The sequence below is a fragment of the Roseibium sp. MMSF_3544 genome, assembly GCF_030732845.1.
GTDB lineage: Bacteria > Pseudomonadota > Alphaproteobacteria > Rhizobiales > Stappiaceae > Roseibium.
Genome location: NZ_JASHKA010000007.1, coordinates 231,981 through 250,788, shown reverse-complemented (window position 1 = coordinate 250,788; position 18,808 = coordinate 231,981). Strand labels below are relative to the sequence as shown.

Annotated in this window: 13 protein-coding genes; all 13 read right to left on the bottom strand. The window is 59.2% G+C overall.

All coding sequences use genetic code 11. The features are described 5' to 3' along the window. Positions 1–133: 133 nt before the first annotated feature. Positions 134–2,191 carry a methyl-accepting chemotaxis protein gene (locus tag RBB47_RS12760; RefSeq protein ID WP_305986185.1) on the bottom strand — a complete coding sequence of 686 codons (2,058 nt, stop codon included), beginning with the start codon at positions 2,189–2,191 and terminating at the stop codon, positions 134–136. 246 nt (positions 2,192–2,437) lie between these two features. Next, positions 2,438–4,039 carry an FAD-dependent monooxygenase gene (locus tag RBB47_RS12755; RefSeq protein ID WP_305986184.1) on the bottom strand — a complete coding sequence of 534 codons (1,602 nt, stop codon included), beginning with the start codon at positions 4,037–4,039 and terminating at the stop codon, positions 2,438–2,440. Positions 4,040–4,074: 35 nt separating this feature from the next. Beyond that, positions 4,075–6,240, bottom strand: coding sequence for an NAD-dependent DNA ligase LigA (gene ligA / locus RBB47_RS12750; protein ID WP_305986183.1), 2,166 nt, complete (start codon positions 6,238–6,240; stop codon positions 4,075–4,077). Positions 6,241–6,248: 8 nt separating this feature from the next. Continuing rightward, positions 6,249–7,916, bottom strand: coding sequence for a DNA repair protein RecN (recN, locus tag RBB47_RS12745; RefSeq protein ID WP_305986182.1), 1,668 nt, complete (start codon positions 7,914–7,916; stop codon positions 6,249–6,251). A 68-nt stretch (positions 7,917–7,984) separates the two neighbouring features. Then, entirely contained in the window at positions 7,985–8,797 is an 813-nt protein-coding gene (locus tag RBB47_RS12740; RefSeq protein WP_305986181.1) for an outer membrane protein assembly factor BamD, read from the bottom strand. A 261-nt stretch (positions 8,798–9,058) separates the two neighbouring features. After that, positions 9,059–10,003, bottom strand: coding sequence for a UDP-3-O-acyl-N-acetylglucosamine deacetylase (lpxC, locus tag RBB47_RS12735; RefSeq protein WP_305986180.1), 945 nt, complete (start codon positions 10,001–10,003; stop codon positions 9,059–9,061). Positions 10,004–10,258: 255 nt separating this feature from the next. Then, positions 10,259–12,049, bottom strand: coding sequence for a cell division protein FtsZ (ftsZ, locus tag RBB47_RS12730; protein WP_305986234.1), 1,791 nt, complete (start codon positions 12,047–12,049; stop codon positions 10,259–10,261). A 115-nt stretch (positions 12,050–12,164) separates the two neighbouring features. Beyond that, positions 12,165–13,451 carry a cell division protein FtsA gene (gene ftsA / locus RBB47_RS12725; RefSeq protein ID WP_305986233.1) on the bottom strand — a complete coding sequence of 429 codons (1,287 nt, stop codon included), beginning with the start codon at positions 13,449–13,451 and terminating at the stop codon, positions 12,165–12,167. A 32-nt stretch (positions 13,452–13,483) separates the two neighbouring features. Next, positions 13,484–14,398, bottom strand: coding sequence for a cell division protein FtsQ/DivIB (locus tag RBB47_RS12720; RefSeq protein WP_305986179.1), 915 nt, complete (start codon positions 14,396–14,398; stop codon positions 13,484–13,486). Further along, positions 14,386–15,312, bottom strand: coding sequence for a D-alanine--D-alanine ligase (locus RBB47_RS12715; protein WP_305986178.1), 927 nt, complete (start codon positions 15,310–15,312; stop codon positions 14,386–14,388). Before RBB47_RS12715 ends, RBB47_RS12720 begins: the two co-directional genes overlap by 13 nt. Further along, positions 15,313–16,284 carry a UDP-N-acetylmuramate dehydrogenase gene (murB, locus tag RBB47_RS12710; protein ID WP_305986177.1) on the bottom strand — a complete coding sequence of 324 codons (972 nt, stop codon included), beginning with the start codon at positions 16,282–16,284 and terminating at the stop codon, positions 15,313–15,315. Further along, the gene (murC, locus tag RBB47_RS12705; RefSeq protein WP_305986176.1) at positions 16,284–17,696 is read right to left on the bottom strand and encodes a UDP-N-acetylmuramate--L-alanine ligase; all 1,413 of its coding nucleotides are present in this window, start codon (positions 17,694–17,696) and stop codon (positions 16,284–16,286) included. The genes murB and murC overlap by 1 nt, the downstream gene beginning before the upstream one ends. Next, positions 17,693–18,799: an undecaprenyldiphospho-muramoylpentapeptide beta-N-acetylglucosaminyltransferase gene (gene murG / locus RBB47_RS12700; protein WP_305986175.1), complete on the bottom strand. Its 1,107-nt coding sequence runs from the start codon at positions 18,797–18,799 to the stop codon at positions 17,693–17,695. Before murG ends, murC begins: the two co-directional genes overlap by 4 nt. Positions 18,800–18,808 lie beyond the last annotated feature (9 nt).

The following is an 18,808-nucleotide window of genomic DNA, read 5'->3' as shown; positions in this document are numbered from 1 at the left end:
AGGGATCCAGTAAACGCAAGCGTTCGAGACTCAAGCACCACCGGGCATACTGGATCCCGGTCTTGCCGCATGGCGGCAAACCGGGATGACAACGGACTTATGGGCTAGTGACGCGGAAAGAGCTAGAAGCGGCTCACGCCGCCTCGTCTTCCCGGACCTCGTTGAGGAAGGTGTTGACCGACTCTGAGAGGTTCTGGGCAACGTGCCCGAGCTGTTCGGCGGACATGCTGAGGGTCTCCGACTTCTGGCGCGTCTGGTCGATGGACCCGGACACACCGGAGACGTTTGTCGCAGCCGCGTTGGCACCGTCGGACGCAAAGGTGATGCTCTGCGTGATCTCGCTGGTTGCCGCATTCTGCTCTTCCACCGAAACCGCGATCGACCCGCTTACGGTGCGGACTTCGTCGATTTTTTCAACGATCGAGCGGATGGCCGCAACCGACTTGTGGGTGGAGCTCTGAACACCGGAGATCTGGCTCGCAATCTCGTCGGTCGCCTTTGCAGTCTGGTTGGAAAGTTCCTTCACCTCGGCAGCAACAACCGCAAAGCCCTTGCCTGCCTCACCCGCCCGCGCGGCCTCGATGGTCGCGTTCAGTGCCAGCAGATTGGTCTGCTCGGCAATTGCGCGGATGATCTCGACCACTTCGCCGATCTTGTCGGCGGTTTCCGCCAGGAGAGAAATGTCCTTGTCGGCGGAAATGGCGGTTTCGGCGGCTTCAGAGGAAATCTCAGTGGCCGAATTTGCCTGCCGCGAGATTTCCCCGATCGATGCAGACAGTTCAGCCGCTGCCGAGGCAACCGTCTGGACGTTGGTGCTGGCTTCTTCCGTTGCCGAGTTTGCCGCACGAGCGCTTTCATCAGCATGAAGGGCAATCTGAACCATCTCGGACGCATTGGTTCGGACGCCGTCCGATTCCGCCGTGAGCTGCGCCTGAATGGCCGATACGGACGTTTCAAAGTGATGGATGGCACTTTCCAGTTGTTCCGAACGCTTCAGACGCTGAATGCGTCCAGCTTCTGCTTCTTCTTCAAGTGCTTTCTGACGGATCAGATTGTCACGGAACACTTCCGACGCACGGGCAATGTCGCCGATTTCATCGGGACGATCAGTATCGGAAATCTCGACGTCCAGATCGCCACCTGCAAGATCAGAGATGGTGTCGCGCTGACGTCCGAGGGTCTTGGTGATCGACATGACCTGAAAGATGACAAGGACTAGTGTCACCCCGGTGAAACCGACCGCGATCACGGAGAGCCAGAGAATCTGAGTGTTCAGGTTCGCCGAGTCTGCATCGGCTGCTGCTTCCGCACGATGGATCAGTTCATCTGAAAAGGCTTTGTACTTGTCCAGCCGTTTGGTGGCCATTGCAAACCAGACCGAGCCTTCAAGTCCCTTTGCATCCTTCGTTTCCGGCAGATCCTGGATCACGTACCGCCACTCAAGCGCCTGATCGACTTCCGGACCCTTGATCATCTCCTTCATCATGGCCTTTTGTTCGCGGATCGCAACGGACTTGAATTCCTTCAGAAATGCATGTTCCCCGCCGTAGCTGGTGATGACTTTCTTGTAGGTTGACGGATTTACGTTGCCAGTTGCATTGAACTCGTCGAGCAACGAGGCACCGTTTGCACGTTCTAGCCCGCCCGATTCCATGGCCTCGACAATCGTGAGATAAGGCAGCAATTCTGCTGTGATCTTCTGGGACGGACTTGCCTCGGTCGTGATACCGATCACGTGGATCAGTTCCTCGATTTCGTGCGTATACCCCTTCAGAACGTCTGCGATAGCCATCTGCTGGTCGTCGATCGCCTTTCTGAGGGCGTCGGTCTTGTGCACTTCTTCGGCAACATGCTGGAGGTCTTCCAGCATTTCCGCGTCGTTCAGGTCAATCGCGGCAAGATGCTCATCGAAAATCTTCAGCGCTGCATCTGATTTCGGGCGTTGCGCATCGAGCTTTGCCTGGATCGCCGCGCTGTAATCCGACTTGATCAGGCTGACGCTCAGTCCACGTTCCTTTTGAAGTTCATGAATAAGGTTGCCCGAGTCTTCTGCAATCCGCGTCAGTGGCCGCATAAATTCGTGATGCGACAATTCCACGACTTTCTCGTAGACGCTAAGCGCCGCGAAGCCGATCACCGCAAGCATCGGCACACCCGCAAGCACCGCGATCTGCAGCTTAATGCGTTTCATCTCAATGTCCCCTCCAGAACAAAAATCTTCGCCTCAAACTGGAAGGTCCGGCTTACTTGTTACTTAACGTCAATCACTGAATTGACATTTTACGACAGTGAAATCGCCTCATGCCAAAAGAAACAATTTTAGGTGGTATCGTTATTTTCAATGGCATGTCATTTCTGACAATCCATTGATAGAAAAAGCCCGAGAAAACGATGCGCAAACTCGAATCGGGCACGTTGAATACAGAGCCTGATTTTTTCAGTTTTGTTCAAAAAGACCGGAAAAAGCGGCTTTGAAAACGCTTTCAATGCCCGAAATGTCAACCAGGTCGTCTTCTCGCGCACCGATCCACCCGTCAGGCCGGATCCACATGGCGCAGCGCTCGATGACACCCAGAAAGTTATGCGCATGAAGGTCGGTGTCCACAAGCAGCTCTGTGTTCTTGTCCGCCAAGGCCGTCCTGGCAGCTGCCCCTTCGATGCTTCGCGCAACGACGCACAGCGAAATCGCACCCGAAGATCCCCGGCAAAAATCAATTGCCTGCCGGACAAGCTGTTCTGCTTCGACACCACCATCGGCCGTGAAAACCAAAAGCGTGTGATCAGTGCCGGCAATCGCACCCGTTAACCAGCAGGGCCGCCCTTCGGCTGTCGCCAGCCGGATTTCCGCCGGCAGGAATTCGCCGGGTCTCGGACCGAATTCAGGAGCTGCCTCCTGCACCACCAAACTGCTTTCATACGGCCCCATCACCGGTTCCCAGCCGTTGCCGCCGTTGGCCATATAGTGCGTGAACCCGACAACGAACCGCCGGAAGGCACGGGATCTCTCGGATGGATCGGTGATCGAGAACAGATCGTCATTGCGCTGACTGACAGTTTGGCACCCTTCCGCAGCCGTCCGGCGTTCCGAGCTGTACGTGTCCAGAAGCGCGTCTTCCGAATGACCGCGAATGACAGAGGCCAGTTTCCAGCCAAGATTGAGCGCATCCTGAATGCCGCAGTTCAGCCCGAGCCCGCCGCTTGGGGACATGGCGTGCGCGGCGTCGCCGGCAAGCAGTATGTGCCCTTTTCGGAAGCTTGCGGACATTTTCGAGACGCTGTGAAACTCGGTATCGCTGAGCGGCGGCCCGAGCTCTGCCGACGGCACATGCTGTCGAAGAAAGTCCCGCACACGCGACCAGCTCTCCTTGCTGCGCTCAAACGATGCGGAATAAATGCGATAAACGTCCCGGGTTCGGTAGACGCCGACGAGGAGAGACTCAAAGAACAGCATCCCCGTACTGTCCTTGTAGGGCCAGCCGTCGATGTCAGCATCCAGAACATGCCAGTTGAGCGTCTTTTCGTGGCCGTCAAACGCGATGCCAGCGCCTTCGCGCACAGGACTGTGCACACCGTCGCAGCCGATCAGCCAGCCGACGGTCACTGTTTCTGCGTGGCCGAGCCGGTTCTCCAGGCTCACGTCGACGGCCGCTTCCCGTTGCTCGAAGCCCTTCAGCTCAATGCCCCGTTCGACGAGTACGCCAAATCTTTGCAGCACATCGGTCAGGAGTGGGACGACACGGTCCTCGCCCACATTGTGGTTCCAGGGCCACCGCACCGAGGAAGAGGTTGCCGTGGCGATGATACGGCCCTCGAAGGAATAGGACATGGTGTCGACTGCGACACCTTCCTCAAGCAACCTGTCGAGAAACCCCATGCGCTCAGCCGCAATCAGGGAGCAGGGTTTCATGACAAGCGCCCGGGCGTTGTCAGGAGGTGTTGTCTCCTTGTCGATGATACGGACGTCAACATTCCGGCGGGCAAGCTCGATCGCCAAGGTGAGGCCGGTCGGACCGGCACCGCAAATCAGAACCTCCGCCAAACCTTTTCTCCCTCAGGATGCGTTCTGCTCAAGTGTCATGCGCCGACCAGGTCGAACCAACCGTCTTCAGAGATGACTTCGACGTCCAGGTCCTGGGCTTTCTTGAGTTTGGAGCCTGCCCCCGGACCCGCGACAACCAGATCGGTTTTCTTGGAGACTGATCCCGACACTTTCGCACCGAGCCGTTCGGCCATCGCCTTGGCCTCATCACGGGTCATGCGTTCCAGCGAGCCGGTAAAAACGACCGTTTTTCCGGCAACGGGCGAGCCGCTGGCATCAATCACTTCCGCGTCCTGCGGGTTCACCTGCTCCAAGAGCGCGTCCAACTGACCCCGGTTGTGTTCCTCGGCAAAGAACGCGACCAACGCCTCGGCGACGATCTGGCCGACGCCGTCGATATCGTTGAGGTCCGTCCAGGCTTCCCCGCCCTGATCCTCGGCCATTTTCATCGCTTCATAGAACGCAGCCCAGGAGCCGTAGGCCCGTGCCAACAGCTTGGCATTGCCGTCGCCCACGTGGCGAATGCCGAGCGCAAAGATGAAGCGGTGCAGCTCAATGTTACGGCGTGCGTTGATTGCCTCGAAAAGATTCTGCGCCGAAAGGGTTCCCCATCCCTCCCGGTTCCGCAATTTCGTCAGCGCCCGCTTGTCCCGCTCTTCGAGCGTGAAGATGTCGGCCGGCGCCATCACAAGCCCGTCCTTGTAGAAAGCGTCGACCTGCTTGTCACCGAAGCCTTCAATATCGAACGCGTTGCGAGACACAAAGTGCCTGAGTTTTTCGGTCGCCTGGGCGGGACAGATGAGCCCGCCGGTGCAGCGCCTCACAGCGTCGATCCGGCCGGTCTTTTCGTTCACCTCCCGAACCGCATGGCTGCCGCAAGCCGGGCACAGCGTTGGGAATTCGAACGGCACCGCATCCGCCGGGCGCTTGTCCAGATCGATATCGACAATTTGCGGGATAACGTCCCCGGCCCGCTGGATCTTGACCGTATCTCCTATCCTGAGGTCCTTGCCCTCGCGGATAGGTTCGCCGTCCTGGCCGATGCCTTTGATATAGTCTTCGTTGTGCAAGGTCGCATTGGAAACGACCACGCCACCCACGGTAATCGGTTCAAGTTTCGCAACCGGTGTCAGCGCGCCGGTACGGCCAACCTGGATCTCAATGTCGTTCAGAACCGTAAAGGCCTGCTCGGCTGGAAACTTGTGGGCGATCGCCCAGCGGGGCGAGCGGGACACAAAACCGAGCCGCTCCTGCAGGTCCAGCCGGTCAATCTTGTAGACAACCCCGTCGATATCGTAATCGAGCTTTGCCCGGTTTTCCTCAATACCGTGGTAGACCTCAAGCAGGTCCTCAACCGTTTCGCAGCGCTTCATCAGGGGATTGGTCTCAAACCCCCAGGACTTGAAGGCGTCCACCATGCCGGTTTGCGTATCTGACGGCATCTCGCTCATCTCACCCCAGGCGTAAGCGAAGAACTTGAGAGGGCGCGATGCCGTGATGTCGGAATTGAGCTGCCTTAGAGATCCAGCTGCTGCGTTGCGCGGGTTGGCGAAGACCTTGCCGCCATTGGCCTCCATGCGTGCGTTCAGCTCCTGAAAGTCGGTGTGTGCCATATAGACTTCACCGCGCACCTCGACGACATCCGGCACCTCCCCGATGAGTTTTTCCGGAATGTCCTTGATCGTTCTGGCATTGGCGGTGACGTTTTCGCCTGTCGTGCCGTCTCCGCGTGTCGCCGCCGACACTAGGGTGCCGTTCTCGTAGCGCAGGGACAGGGACAGCCCGTCAATCTTCGGTTCCGCCGTAACTGCAAGCGCACCCATGAGAGGATCGAATTTCAGGAAACGGCGCACACGGCCGACGAAGTCACGAACATCATCGTCGCTGAAAGCGTTGTCCAGGGACAACATGGGCACACGGTGCGTGATCTTGCCAAAACCGGACGCGGGGGCCGCACCGACATGCGCCGACGGCCCATCCGGCAGCACGAGGTCCGGAAAACGAGCCTCGATTGCCGAGTTACGCCGCCTTAGAGCATCATAGTCCGCGTCGGAAATCGTCGGAGCATCTTCCTGGTGATAACGCCGGTCGTTTTCGGCGATCTCGGCGGCAAGCCGCGTCAACTCGGCTTCGGCCTGTTCGACGGTCAGATCCTCGACATCAATTTCACCTGCAAGTCCGGTCCCGGTCGTCTCGCTCATAACCGTCCCTATTCCGCTGCCGTCAGAAGCCTGCGGGCGGCGGCCCTGGCTTCTTCGGTGATCACACTGCCCGCCAGCATGCGTGCAATTTCCTCACTGCGATGATCCGCGGCAATGCGCTGGACCCGCGTTGCGACACGATCGGGCTTCATCGCTTCCTTGGCAATCAGGAAGTGGCCTTCCGCCCTCGCCGCCACCTGCGGGGCGTGCGTGACGGTAAGAACCTGAACATTGTCAGCCAGACGCGCCAGGCGCACGCCAATCGCTTCGGCAACCGCACCGCCGACACCCGTGTCGATTTCATCGAAAACCAGCGTCGGTGCCGATCCCTTGTCCGCCAGCGACACTTTCAAGGCGAGCAGAAACCGGGACAGCTCACCGCCCGATGCAACTTTCATCATGGGACCGGGCCGCGTGCCCGGGTTGGTCTGCACATGAAACTCGAGCTGATCGATCCCGCCCTTTCCCCGGCTGTCCGGGTCACTCGAAATCTCGACGATGAAATTTGCGCGTTCCAGCTTCAGGTCCGGGAGCTCCGTTCCAACGGCTTTCTCCAGGGCGCGCGCCGACTTTATGCGTTTTGCCGAAAGGGCCGACGCCTTCCTGTCGTAGGCATCGCGCGTTTTCGCAGCCGCTTCGACGAGCGCTGCCAGCTTGTCCTCACCGGCATCCAGATCCGCGAGATCGGCCGTCATGCGTTCGCAAAGCGTGTTGAGTTCATCCACCGGTACGGAATATTTACGGGATGCCGCACGCAGCGCGAACAGGCGCTCTTCCACGTTTTCAAGCTCACGTGGATCATATTCGGTCTCACGCAGCGCGCTCTCAAGTCCACTGCGCGTTTCTTCAAGCTGATCCAGCGCCTCTGCCAGCGTGCGCACCGGCTGGGCGAGAAGATGGGGCACCTGATCGGACTTGCGCTCCAAACGCCGCAGCAGGCTGGCGAGTTCCGGAATGGGCGAAGCGCCGCCGTTCAGTGTTTCAAAGGCTTCGCTGAGATCGCCGGCGATCTTTTCCACCTGCATCATGTCTGTCCGCCGGGCGGCAAGCTCCTCTTCCTCGCCTGCTTCCGGCTTGAGCTTGGACAATTCGTCGACAGAAGAGCGCAGGAAGTCGGCCTCGTTGCGCGCGGCCTCGATCCTCCGTTCGTGATCGACAACGGCTTTTTCCGCTGACCGGAACGCGCTGTAGGCCGAGGCCACCGCGTCCGCTTCCCCGGTCAGACCGCCGAAAACATCGATGAGTGCGCGGTGACTTTCGGGGTCGACAAGCGCGCGATCGTCATGCTGACCGTGTATCTCGACAAGCAGGCCTCCCGCCTGCCTGAGAAGTCCCGCACTAACGGGCTGATCGTTGATGAAGGCCCGTGTCCGCCCGTCTGATGTCTGAATTCGCCGAAGGATGATGTCACCGTCATCATCGACATCATTGTCCTTGAGCAGCGCCCGCACCGCATGGCTGCCCGGAACGTCGAAGACGGCGGTGACATGACCTTGCGCTTCGCCGTGGCGGACAAGATCCGCGTCTCCGCGCGCACCAAGGGCCAGGGAAAGAGAATCGAGCAGGATGGACTTCCCCGCTCCGGTTTCGCCGGTCAGCACCGACATTCCCGCGGCAAAATCCAGATCGAGACGGTCAATCAGAACGATGTCACGGATAGACAGCGTGACCAGCATAAAGGCGTGCTCCCCAGACAGTCATACGGCCTTCGAAAGGAAGGCCTGAGTCGTCTTCGCAGAGCTTCTTAAATACTCTTGAATGCGCGGCTAATCCAGCTGCCAGAATCCTCGGAAGGTTCGAAACCGCCCTTGTTCAGCAGGGAATAGGCATCCTTGTACCACTGCGTGTCAGGATAGTTGTGGCCGAGCACCGCGGCCGCCGTCTGCGCCTCATTGACCACACCCAGCGCATAGTAGGCTTCGGTCAGGCGAAACAGGGCTTCTTCGACATGACGCGTCGTCTGGTATTCGACAACCACGGTCTTGAAACGGTTGATTGCCGCGACATAGTTGCGCCGTTTCTGATAGTAGCGGCCAACCTGCATTTCCTTGCCGCCGAGCTGATCCTCAACGATGCGCAACTTCTTTTCAGCGTCCGGCGTATATTCGGATTCGGGAAAGCGCTGAACCAACTCGGTAAAGGCGCTCGCGGCCTTGCGGGTCACGCCCTGATCACGCGTGATATCGGGCATTTGTCGGAAATAGCTCTGGCCCGCGAGATAAAGCATATAGGCCGAATCTTCGTCACCTGGATAAAGCGTCACAAACCGCCGCGCAGCCGTGACAGTTTCCGTGTAGTTGCCGCGCGAGTAGTTCAGGAACGCAAGATTGACGAGCGACTTCTTGGAGTATTCAGAATACGGATAAAGCTTGTCGATTTCTTCGAACTTGGTCGTCGAATCGCGCAGCTTACCCTGGGCGCGCAGTGCCAGGCCTTCGTTGAAGAGGACTTCCGGCGGCGTGTCGTTGAGCGCAAACTCGTCCAGATCGTCCTTGCTGCTGCAGGCGACAAGCGCAACCGGCACCGCCAGAACAGCCAATCTGAATAGGGTTTTCATGCGCTTGGTCCCGTTCACATAAGAACCAGTTACCATTCCGTTCACGCCTTTACTCCCGAGCTGCTCGCAGCCCCTACAGCCATTCCGGTATTTCCGGCCCTTGTCACAATGAAAGGAGTGTTTATCGGAAAATCCCCGTCTCCGTCACGCCCTCTTCGGCGATCTGACGGTTTTTTTGAGCAATTTTATGGCAATGCGCCAGATTTGCAGTGAAATTCAACGAAATAAACCGACCGTGTCCTCGACGCGGCCGTGAAAAAATCAGGAAACGTCGGGACCGAACGCGGCAGCTGCGGCAAGACCGCCCTTGCCGACCTGTCCAACCTGACGGAATGCCGGGGCCTCGACCACTTCAAACGCGGTCGGGTCTTCGAACAGCTTGACCAGGATGGCGTGGTTCATCTTGTGGCCGCCCTTGTAGGACTTGTACATCCCGAGGATCGGCAGACCGGCCAGCGCCAGATCACCAACTGCATCAAGTGCCTTGTGACGGGCAAACTCATCCGGCCAGCGGGTGCCTTCCGGGTTCAGAACCTTGTCGTCTGAGATCGCCACCGAGTTATCCAGGGAAGAGCCAAGCGCAAAGCCCATCTTCCACAGCTGTTCAACGTCCTTGACGTTCCCGAACGTGCGCGCACGGGACAGGTCGTCACGGAACACGTCCGGCGTCATTTCGGATACGAACTGCTGCCGTCCGATCACGGGCGTTTCAAAATCGATCGTGATGTCGAACTTCGTGCCGTTGTAAGGATGAAGCTCACACCATGCACTGCCATTGTCGACACGAACGGTCTTGTTGATTTTCAGATAGCGGCGACCGCGGTCGAGTTTCTTCAGACCGACCTGTTCGATCGCTTCAACGAACACCGAGCTGCTGCCGTCCATGATGGGCATTTCCGGGCCGTCGATTTCGACAATGACGTTATCGACGCCCATGCCGAACAGGGCTGCCATCACGTGTTCTACTGTTGCAATGCCGTCTTTTGTGGGATCGCCGAGCACGGTGCAGAGCGCGGTTGCCGAAACGGTGTCCCAGCGCGCCGGAACCTCGACTGCGTCTTCCTGGTCGGTTCGCGTAAATACGACACCGACGCCAGCTTCGGCGGGAAGGAGTGTGATCGACGCAGGTTTTCCCGAGTGAACACCAATTCCGGTCAGGGTTACCTGATCGGCAACTGTCGTCTGTCGGTCAACATGTGTGGTCATTAAACCCAGCCCTTCCGAATTGCGACCGAAAAGCCCTTTATTTGCCCCAATGCATCTACGGACTATTAACGATCACGAGTTGGACGCGAACATAGTCGCGATCTCCGATAGAGCGAAATAAAGCTTTATTACGGTTTGTAACGATTCACAGGCCGGCAACATACTGAAATACATAATGAAATTCTTCCGCTACGGAAGCAGCCCGAAGCGTGAGCTCCGGGCTGCCGCGATCAGGGAAGAAGATCGCTAAACGAATCAGTTGGCTTGGCGGCGCAGGAACGCCGGAATTTCCAATTGTTCGTCGTCAGCGGCACTGATCGGCTTGGGCGCAGCACGGCCAGTTTCGTCGAGCTGACCCGCGGCGCCTTGTGAAGACACACGAGCCTGCGGTGCACGCGGAGCCGCCGGGGCTGCCGGTTGCATCTGCGGAGCCGGGCGCGCAACGGGCGCTTCGGCTTCCAGCTCCTCGTCCTCTTCCTTGCGACCAAGGCCGCTCGCAAGACGGCGCAGAAGCCCCATCGGACGACGGTCCTCTTCGTTGTAGTCGTCTAGGCTTGCGGGCGTTGGCGCCAGGGCCGGTGCAGGCGCCGGTGCCGCTTCGGCCTGTGGTGCGCTTGACGGCGTCTCGGACGCTGCCGGAGGCGTCTGCTGCGCCAGGATTTCACGCTGTGCAATCGGCGGGAAGTCTTCAACACGCGGCATGCGCGGCGACGGACTATGCTCTTCGGCAGCCGGCGGAATGTATGGCTGGCTGACTGGAGATTCTTCCACGGCAGCTGCCGGAGTGTCGTCTTCCAGGTCGATCATGGGCGTTTTGCTGGCCATGGAGGCGGCAGCCGGCTTGACGCGTTTGATCTCCACGTCGGGATCACTGGCGACTGCAACGGCTTCGGGCTCCGGTATTGCGAGCTCCTTTTCAAGGCTGGCAACGGCCTTGGCTGCAGCGCTCTCGGCGCCGGATTTTTCCGCGGCCTGTTGGGCCATTGCGGTCGTGATTTCCGGCATCCGGGCCGCAGCTGCGGCTTCAGACCTCAGTGCCTGTGCTGCTGGAGAGGGAAACGTGCCTGCGTCCTGACCCTCTTCCTTGTCGATGCCCGTTGCAACGACGGACACACGGATGAGACCATCGAGTGTTTCGTCGAAAGTTGCTCCGAGAATGATGTTGGCATCCGAATCCACTTCTTCACGGATCCGGGTTGCCGCTTCATCCACTTCGAACAGCGTCAGGTCGTTGCCACCGGTGATGGAGATCAGGAGACCACGTGCACCCTTCATGGACGATTCGTCCAGAAGCGGGTTTGCGATTGCAGCTTCCGCGGCCTGCTGAGCGCGCTTTTCACCGCTCGCTTCGCCGGTTCCCATCATGGCCTTGCCCATGCCGCGCATCACGGAGCGAACATCGGCGAAGTCAAGGTTGATGAGACCTTCCTTCACCATCAGATCGGTGATGCAGGCAACACCTGAGTAGAGCACCTGGTCTGCCATCGCGAACGCGTCGGCAAAGGTCGTCTGGGCGTTGGCGATCCGGAACAGGTTCTGGTTCGGGATCACGATCAGCGTGTCGACATTGCGCTGCAACTCGTCGATGCCGGAATCGGCAATGCGCATCCGCCGCGCGCCTTCGAACTGGAACGGTTTGGTGACCACACCCACCGTCAGAATGCCCTGCTCGCGTGCTGCGCGGGCAATAACGGGCGCTGCACCGGTACCGGTGCCACCGCCCATGCCGGCAGTGATGAACACCATGTGCGAACCGGACAGATGGTCATTGATTTCGTCGATCACTTCTTCGGCTGCGGCCGAGCCGACTTCCGGCTGGGAGCCTGCACCAAGACCTTCCGTGACAGCAACGCCCATCTGGACGAGCCGATCGGAATGGTTCATGGCCAAAGCCTGGGCATCCGTGTTGGCCACGACGAAGTCGCACCCCTGGAGACCTGCAGTGATCATGTTATTGACGGCGTTTCCGCCCGCGCCGCCGACGCCGAAAACCGTAATGCGCGGTTTCAGCTCCTGAATATCGGGCATCTTCAGGTTGATGGTCATATTATCCTCGCGACCCTCTGGCTCCCCCGGTACGGGAGAGGCCTCTTCTTCCCTAACTTCAACTGCCACTCCCGGCAGTTCCAATTCCTGGCTTTCGTCTTCTTGGCTCATGTCGTCAGAAGCTTTCCCTGATCCACTGCCCCACACGGGCCAGGTAACCAGATTGTCCGCTCCACCCAGACCGACGGTTCTTGTGATCGAACTGTTCGATTTGAGCGACTTGCGGATAAATCAAGAGACCGACAGCGGCGGCAAAAGCCGGACCTTTGGCAGCCTCGGGAAGACCGGCGACGCCTAGAGGCCGGCCAAGACGAACGTTGCGCCCCAGAATGTGACGCGCAACCTCTCCAAGACCCGTCAGCTGACTAGCGCCCCCTGTCAGCACGATCTGCTTGCCCACCCGGCCGGCAAAGCCGGAGGCGGTCAAACGATCTCTTACGAGTTCAAGGATCTCTTCAACGCGCGGACGGATGACACGGGTCAGCGCCGAGCGTGGGATCTGGTTGGGCAAATCGCTGTCGCTTTCCAGGGGCGGAACCGTCAGAAGGTCGCGCTCGTCGGAGCTGGAAGCCAGCGGTGAGCCGTAAAGGGTTTTCAGACGCTCTGCATCCTGCAGGCGCGTTGCGAAGGCGCGGGCGATATCCGTCGTCACGTGATTGCCGCCGACGGCGATCGCATCGAGATGCACCATGTGACCGTCGACAAAAACCGACAGTGTCGTCGTGCCGCCACCCATGTCGATACAGGCGACGCCAAGTTCTGCTTCATCGTCGACAATCGTGGACAGTCCGCTTGCGAACGGAGTTGCCACCATGGTCTCGACGTGAAGGTGTCCACGATTGATGCAGAGTTCCAGATTGCGCACCGGCGGGACTTCCGCGGTCACAACCTGCATATCGACACCGAGTTTGTGCCCCATCATGCCGCGTGGGTCCCGGATGCCCCTGCTGCCGTCCAGCGAATAGGAAATCGGCAGCGCGTGCGTCACGGCTCGACCGTCCGTCACCGAGTGGCTGGAGCCCGCGGAAAGAACCCGCTGGATGTCCGCTTCCGAAACGCTGTCACCGGCAAGCGGTACACCGGCGCTGTAGATCTCGCTCTGCAGCCGCCCGCAACTGATATTGGCAATCAGGGATTCGACGGTGACACCGGCCATGCGCTCCGCGCTGTCGACGGCCAGACGGATCGCCTGTTCGGCCGCATCCATGTCGACGACGACACCGGACTTGATGCCGCGAGAGCGCTGATAGCCGTAGCCCAGGACTTCCACCTTGTGAGACCGGCTCGAGAGGATCGCCTTTTCTTCTTGCGGCACCAGTTTCGCGATCAGGCAGCAGACCTTGGTCGAGCCCACGTCCAGAACCGACATAATGACAGAGCGCCGGCTGGGCAGCGGGCGCATTTTGGGCAGGTAGAGATTCTTGTCGGAGCGGCTCACGTGTCCTGCTCCTTCTTGCCTGACCGGTTGCGACCACCTGTCATGATCTTGCGCTGTTCTGCCGCCTCGTCGGACAGCCGCACCGTGACCCGATCAGCCAGACGCATGTCGATCGCGACGATATCCCGGGACAGAAGACCGCTCTCTTCGTCCATCTTCACAAGATCGGCAAGCGCAGCGTCAACATCCTGTTCCGGCAGGCGGATTGAAATTCCGTTTTCCAATTGAAGGTCCCAGCGGCGGTCACTGACAAGGAAGGCGGCGCGCACGCGCGGGCGCAGCTCCGGCACCTGTTCCAGGGCAGTGTTGATTTCGGTCGCGCGGCGCTGAGCGCCGTGATTGACGACAAGAAGCAGATTGGCATAGCGGCCGTCGACGTCATCAGTGATGACGTCCCCCGCCTCGTTCACGATTGAGACCAGATCACCACGCTGCCAGAGCGCAAAAGGAACGCGTTCCTCGATTCGGATCTGCAACGTGCTCGGGTAAAGCTTCATCACGGAAGCGTTCTTGACCCATGCCATCTGGTTCAGGCGCTCACGCGCGCCGGCGGCGTCAAACAGGGCAAGCGACGTGCCCTCATGAATTTCCAGAGCCTCAAGGATCTGAAACTCGTTGATTTCGCGCTGCCCCGAGAGCTTCACCGCCTCAATGCCGAACCCGGCAGCAGACAGTAGCGCATCAGAAACCATCCGGCCGTGGCCACCTATGACTATTCCATAGGAAATCGTTAAGGTTAAGAAACCAAGGGCGGCTGCGGACCCTGTCCAGCGCGGGAGATCGGCCAGGCGCCCGGCCGACCGCCAGACCGGCTGGCGATGCAAACGCGACACACCGCGCCCGCGCGGGGCCAGCTCGGCTTCCAGCGGGGTCAGTGTTTCCCGAAATCGTTTGCGACCTAGCGACAGCAACTCGCGTCCTCAACCATCCAACTGACCAGGTCCTTGAAACTCATCCCCTTGTAGGCCGCCATTTCCGGCACAAGAGAAGTCGGCGTCATGCCTGGCTGCGTGTTCACTTCAAGGCAGATCAGTTCACCGGTTCCGTCTTCGCGTTCATCGAATCGAAAATCGGCACGGGAAACACCACGGCATCCCAAGACCTGATGCGCCTTAACCGCTAGTGTCTCTATGGTTTGGTAAACAATCGGTGAAATTTTTGCAGGAAGAACGTGTTTTGAACCGCCTTCTACATATTTTGCGTCATAATCATAGAAGCTGTGCCCCATCGGAATGATGTCGATCACCCCGAGCGGCTTGTCGTCCATGACCGCACATGTGAGTTCGCGTCCGTCGATGAATTTCTCGCACATCAGCACATCCGGGTAAGGCCAGTCTGCCCGACTCAGCTCTTGCGGCGGAAACTCTTGATCTTCCTTGACAATCAGCACTCCAAAGCTCGATCCTTCAGAGATCGGTTTAAGCACATAAGGTGGCTCCATAGGGTGTTCACGCTGGATCTCGCGGCGGTTCACGACGATGTCTTTCGTCACCGGGATGCCGGCAGCCTGCATCACTGCCTTGGCCTTCACTTTGTTCATTGCAAGGCTGGAAGCCATCACCCCCGAATGCGTGAAGGGAATGTTAAGGAATTCTAAAATTCCCTGAATGCAGCCATCCTCCCCGAACGGGCCATGCAGCGCATTGAAGGCGACATCCGGCTGAAGTTTTTGCAAAACGGCCGAGACATTCCGGTCAACGTCGACGCGTGTCACCTTGTAACCGGCCTCTTCCAGAGCGTCGGCGCAGTCCTTGCCGCTGCTTAGGCTGACCGGACGTTCGTTGACCCAACCGCCCATCAGAACGGCGACGTGCTTCTTGGCCATTTACGCGGCCTCCCCTTGCTGTCCCAGAAACGGTTCGACAGATCCGGTCTCTCCGAACCGTCCAAGCCGTTTGATTTCCCATTCGAGCCGGATGCCGCTGTGCTCAAGGACGCGCGCGCGCACCGTTTCACCGAGGCGTTCCAGGTCGTATCCCGTTGCCGCTCCAGTGTTGATCATGAAATTGCAGTGCATTTCGGACATTTGCGCGCCGCCAACGGTCAGTCCCCTGCAACCGGCTGCATCGACCTCTTTCCAGGCAGACGTTCCGGGCGGGTTCTTGAATGTCGACCCGCCGGTCTTTTCCCGGATCGGCTGCGCCTTTTCACGGTGTGCCACGACGTCTGCCATTTCCTGGCGTATTGAGGCTTCGTCCTTTGGGATGCCGGCAAAGACAGCTGAGGTGAACACCAGATCCTTTGGCGCTGCGGAGTAGCGGTAGGCATAACTCATGTCGGCGTTCGTCAGAACGTGCCGGTTTCCCTGGCGGTCGATCGCGGTCAACTCGACCATGCGCTCACGCGTTTCGGTCCCGTGCGCGCCTGCATTCATGCGCAGCGCGCCGCCGAGACCACCCGGAATCCCGGTATAAAACGCAAACCCTCCAAGGCTGGCTGCCGCCGCAGCTTCGGCAAGCCGCTTGTCCGGAACCGCCGCCCCCGCCCGCAGACGATCGGCGCCGGCGGCCTCGATCCCGCCGAACCCCTTAGCACTGAGACGTATCACGACGCCCTCCAGGCCGCCGTCGCGGATCAGGAGATTGGAGCCGAGCCCCACGGGCAGAACCGGTACGTCGTCGGGCAGTTTCTTTAAAAATGCGGCAAGATCATCTTCGTCGGCCGGCTGAAACATCAACTGTGCCGGGCCGCCTGTACGGAACCAGGTCACGGCGGAAAGCGGCTGGTTGGCAGTCAGCCTGCCGCGAATGCCAACGGCAAGGTCAGGATGTTGTTCCAGGAGGTCAGGAAAACTCATCAGTCCTGGTCCTGAAGTTCTTGAAGTTGCTGCGGCAGCGCATAGGCCCACTGGGTGATGTTGCCTGCCCCGAGGCAAATGACGAAGTCGCCTGGCTCGGCGAGCTCCTTGATCAGAGCAGGCAACTCCTCTGGCCCATCGATCGATTGAACCTGCCGATGACCACGGGTTTTCATGCCCGACACGAGATCCTTGTGAGAAGCCCCTTCTATCGGTTGTTCACCGGCTGCATAAACCGGCGTGATGATCACGGTGTCGGCGTCGTTGAAGCAGTTGGAAAAATCATCGAAGAGGCTCTGGAGCCGCGTAAACCGGTGCGGCTGCATGACCGCAATGACCTTTCCCTTTGTCGATTGGCGCGCAGCGTGCAGAACCGCCTTGATCTCCACCGGATGATGACCGTAGTCGTCGAAGATCTGGACGCCGCCGACTGTGCCGGTATGCGTAAAGCGGCGTTTGACGCCTCCAAAGTCCGAAATGCCTTTCTTCAGGTCATCCGGACCAACGCCCAGATTGGAAGCGACCGCGATTGCCGCCGTCGCATTGGAGACATTGTGAAGGCCAGGCATCGGCAGAACCAACTCGTTCAATTCGATGACTTCGTCGGTCCGGCGGTCCCGGATGGCAACCGAAAATGTCGACTTGCCCCCATCCATCGATACATCGGTAAAGCGCACGTCGGCCTGCGGATTGGCGCCGTAGGTCACGACCCGCCGGTCCTCAATTGTCCCGATCATGGTCTGCACCTCAGGATGATCGAGGCACATCACCGCGAAGCCGTAAAACGGTACGTTTTCGATGAACTGGCGGAAGGCTGCCTTGACGCCTTCAAAATCACCGTAGTGATCGAGATGTTCCGGATCGATGTTGGTGACGATCGCGATGTCGGCAGGAAGCTTGACGAACGTTCCGTCGCTTTCATCCGCCTCGACGACCATCCAGTCCCCAGCGCCCATGCGTGCGTTGGTGCCGTAAGCGTTGATGATGCCGCCGTTGATGACCGTTGGATCTAGACTTCCGGCATCGAGCAGCGCGGCTACCATTGAGGTGGTCGTCGTCTTGCCGTGGGTTCCGCCAACGGCAATCGCCTGCTTGAACCGCATCAGTTCGGCAAGCATCTCGGCCCGGCGCACGACTGGTATCAGTCTCTCGCGCGCGGCCACCAGTTCCGGATTGTCCTTCTTGATCGCCGAAGACACGACAAGCACTTCCGCATCGCCGAGGTTTTCGGCCGCGTGTCCGACGGTCACCGCAATCCCGTGGGATCTGAGCCGCTGCACGTTGGCATTCTCAGCCATGTCAGACCCTTGCACCTGGTATCCAAGCGTTTTCAGCACTTCGGCAATGCCGCTCATGCCAATGCCGCCGATGCCGACGAAGTGAACCGGTCCGATATCCTGCGGCATTTTCATGGCCGTTCTCCTTGTTTTTCAGCAACCTTCTCAACCAGGTCCGCAAGGCGTTTGACCGCGTCCGGCTTAGCAACGCTGCGTGCGTTGGCGGCAGCTTCCACCAGCAGATCCGGCGAATTGATGAAGCGGATGATTTCTTCTGAGAGCCTGTCCGCAGTCAACTCCGATTGCCGGATCGGCCAGGCACCGCCCGCCGTTTCCAGGACCCTTGCATTGGCGGCCTGGTCCTGATCGATCGCACCGGGAAGCGGAACCAATATGGATGGCCGCCCGAGCACGCTGAGTTCGCTTACAGAAGAAGCCCCCGACCGGCAGATCACGAGGTGTGATTGCGCGATGCGTTCAGGCATATCCTTGAAGAACGGCGCGCACTCAGCCTTCACACCCAGTTTTTCGTAAACCGCCTGTACTCGTTCAATGTCTTCCGGACGGCATTGCTGGACGATACTGAGCCGATTGCGAATATCCTCTGGTAGGCGTTCGATGGCCGGCGGCAGCAGATCGGAGAAGAAGCGTGCGCCCTGGGAACCGCCGAAGACCAGCAGCTTGAACTCGCCGCCGGCAACGGGCGCAGCATAAGGCTGATCAGCAGCCTCCAGCACGGCATCGCGAACCGGATTGCCGGTTTCGACCTGTTTGACGGCAAGATCATGCGGAAGATTGTCCAGCGGCACGCTGGTTGCGATTGCCGCCACGCCTTTTGCCAGCAGTTTGTTGGCCCGGCCCATGACGCCGTTCGCCTCGTGCAGAATGGAGGGTGTCCCTGTAAGCCGTGCCGCGAACATCGGCGGAAACGTCGGATACCCTCCAAAGCCGGCAACCGCGTCCGGCTTCAATGCCTTGATAACGGACCTTGCCTGAAGTGTCCCCCGCAAGAGGCTGAAGGCGGTTTTTGCAAGCGCTACTGGATTGCGGCCGCGAATGGTTTCCGATGCGATGATGTGAACGTTGCGGGCGGGAAACGCGGAGCCGTATTTGTCGGCCCGCTCATCCGTCGCGAGCTCGACAACCCATCCACGCCTTTGAAGCTCACCTGCAAGCGCCTGTGCGGGAAACAAGTGGCCGCCGGTGCCGCCGGCCGTCAGTAAAACTGTTTTGCTCATACTATCCGG

What these genes read in the sequence shown, in the direction of transcription:
- RBB47_RS12760 (WP_305986185.1), bottom strand. Translation starts at nt 2,191, where the DNA reads ATGAAACGCATTAAGCTGCAGATCGCGGTGCTTGCGGGTGTGCCGATG.
- ligA (WP_305986183.1), bottom strand. Translation starts at nt 6,240, where the DNA reads ATGAGCGAGACGACCGGGACCGGACTTGCAGGTGAAATTGATGTCGAG.
- recN (WP_305986182.1), bottom strand. Translation starts at nt 7,916, where the DNA reads ATGCTGGTCACGCTGTCTATCCGTGACATCGTTCTGATTGACCGTCTC.
- RBB47_RS12740 (WP_305986181.1), bottom strand. Translation starts at nt 8,797, where the DNA reads ATGAAAACCCTATTCAGATTGGCTGTTCTGGCGGTGCCGGTTGCGCTT.
- lpxC (WP_305986180.1), bottom strand. Translation starts at nt 10,003, where the DNA reads ATGACCACACATGTTGACCGACAGACGACAGTTGCCGATCAGGTAACC.
- ftsZ (WP_305986234.1), bottom strand. Translation starts at nt 12,049, where the DNA reads ATGACCATCAACCTGAAGATGCCCGATATTCAGGAGCTGAAACCGCGC.
- ftsA (WP_305986233.1), bottom strand. Translation starts at nt 13,451, where the DNA reads ATGCGCCCGCTGCCCAGCCGGCGCTCTGTCATTATGTCGGTTCTGGAC.
- RBB47_RS12715 (WP_305986178.1), bottom strand. Translation starts at nt 15,312, where the DNA reads ATGGCCAAGAAGCACGTCGCCGTTCTGATGGGCGGTTGGGTCAACGAA.
- murB (WP_305986177.1), bottom strand. Translation starts at nt 16,284, where the DNA reads ATGAGTTTTCCTGACCTCCTGGAACAACATCCTGACCTTGCCGTTGGC.
- murC (WP_305986176.1), bottom strand. Translation starts at nt 17,696, where the DNA reads ATGAAAATGCCGCAGGATATCGGACCGGTTCACTTCGTCGGCATCGGC.
- murG (WP_305986175.1), bottom strand. Translation starts at nt 18,799, where the DNA reads ATGAGCAAAACAGTTTTACTGACGGCCGGCGGCACCGGCGGCCACTTG.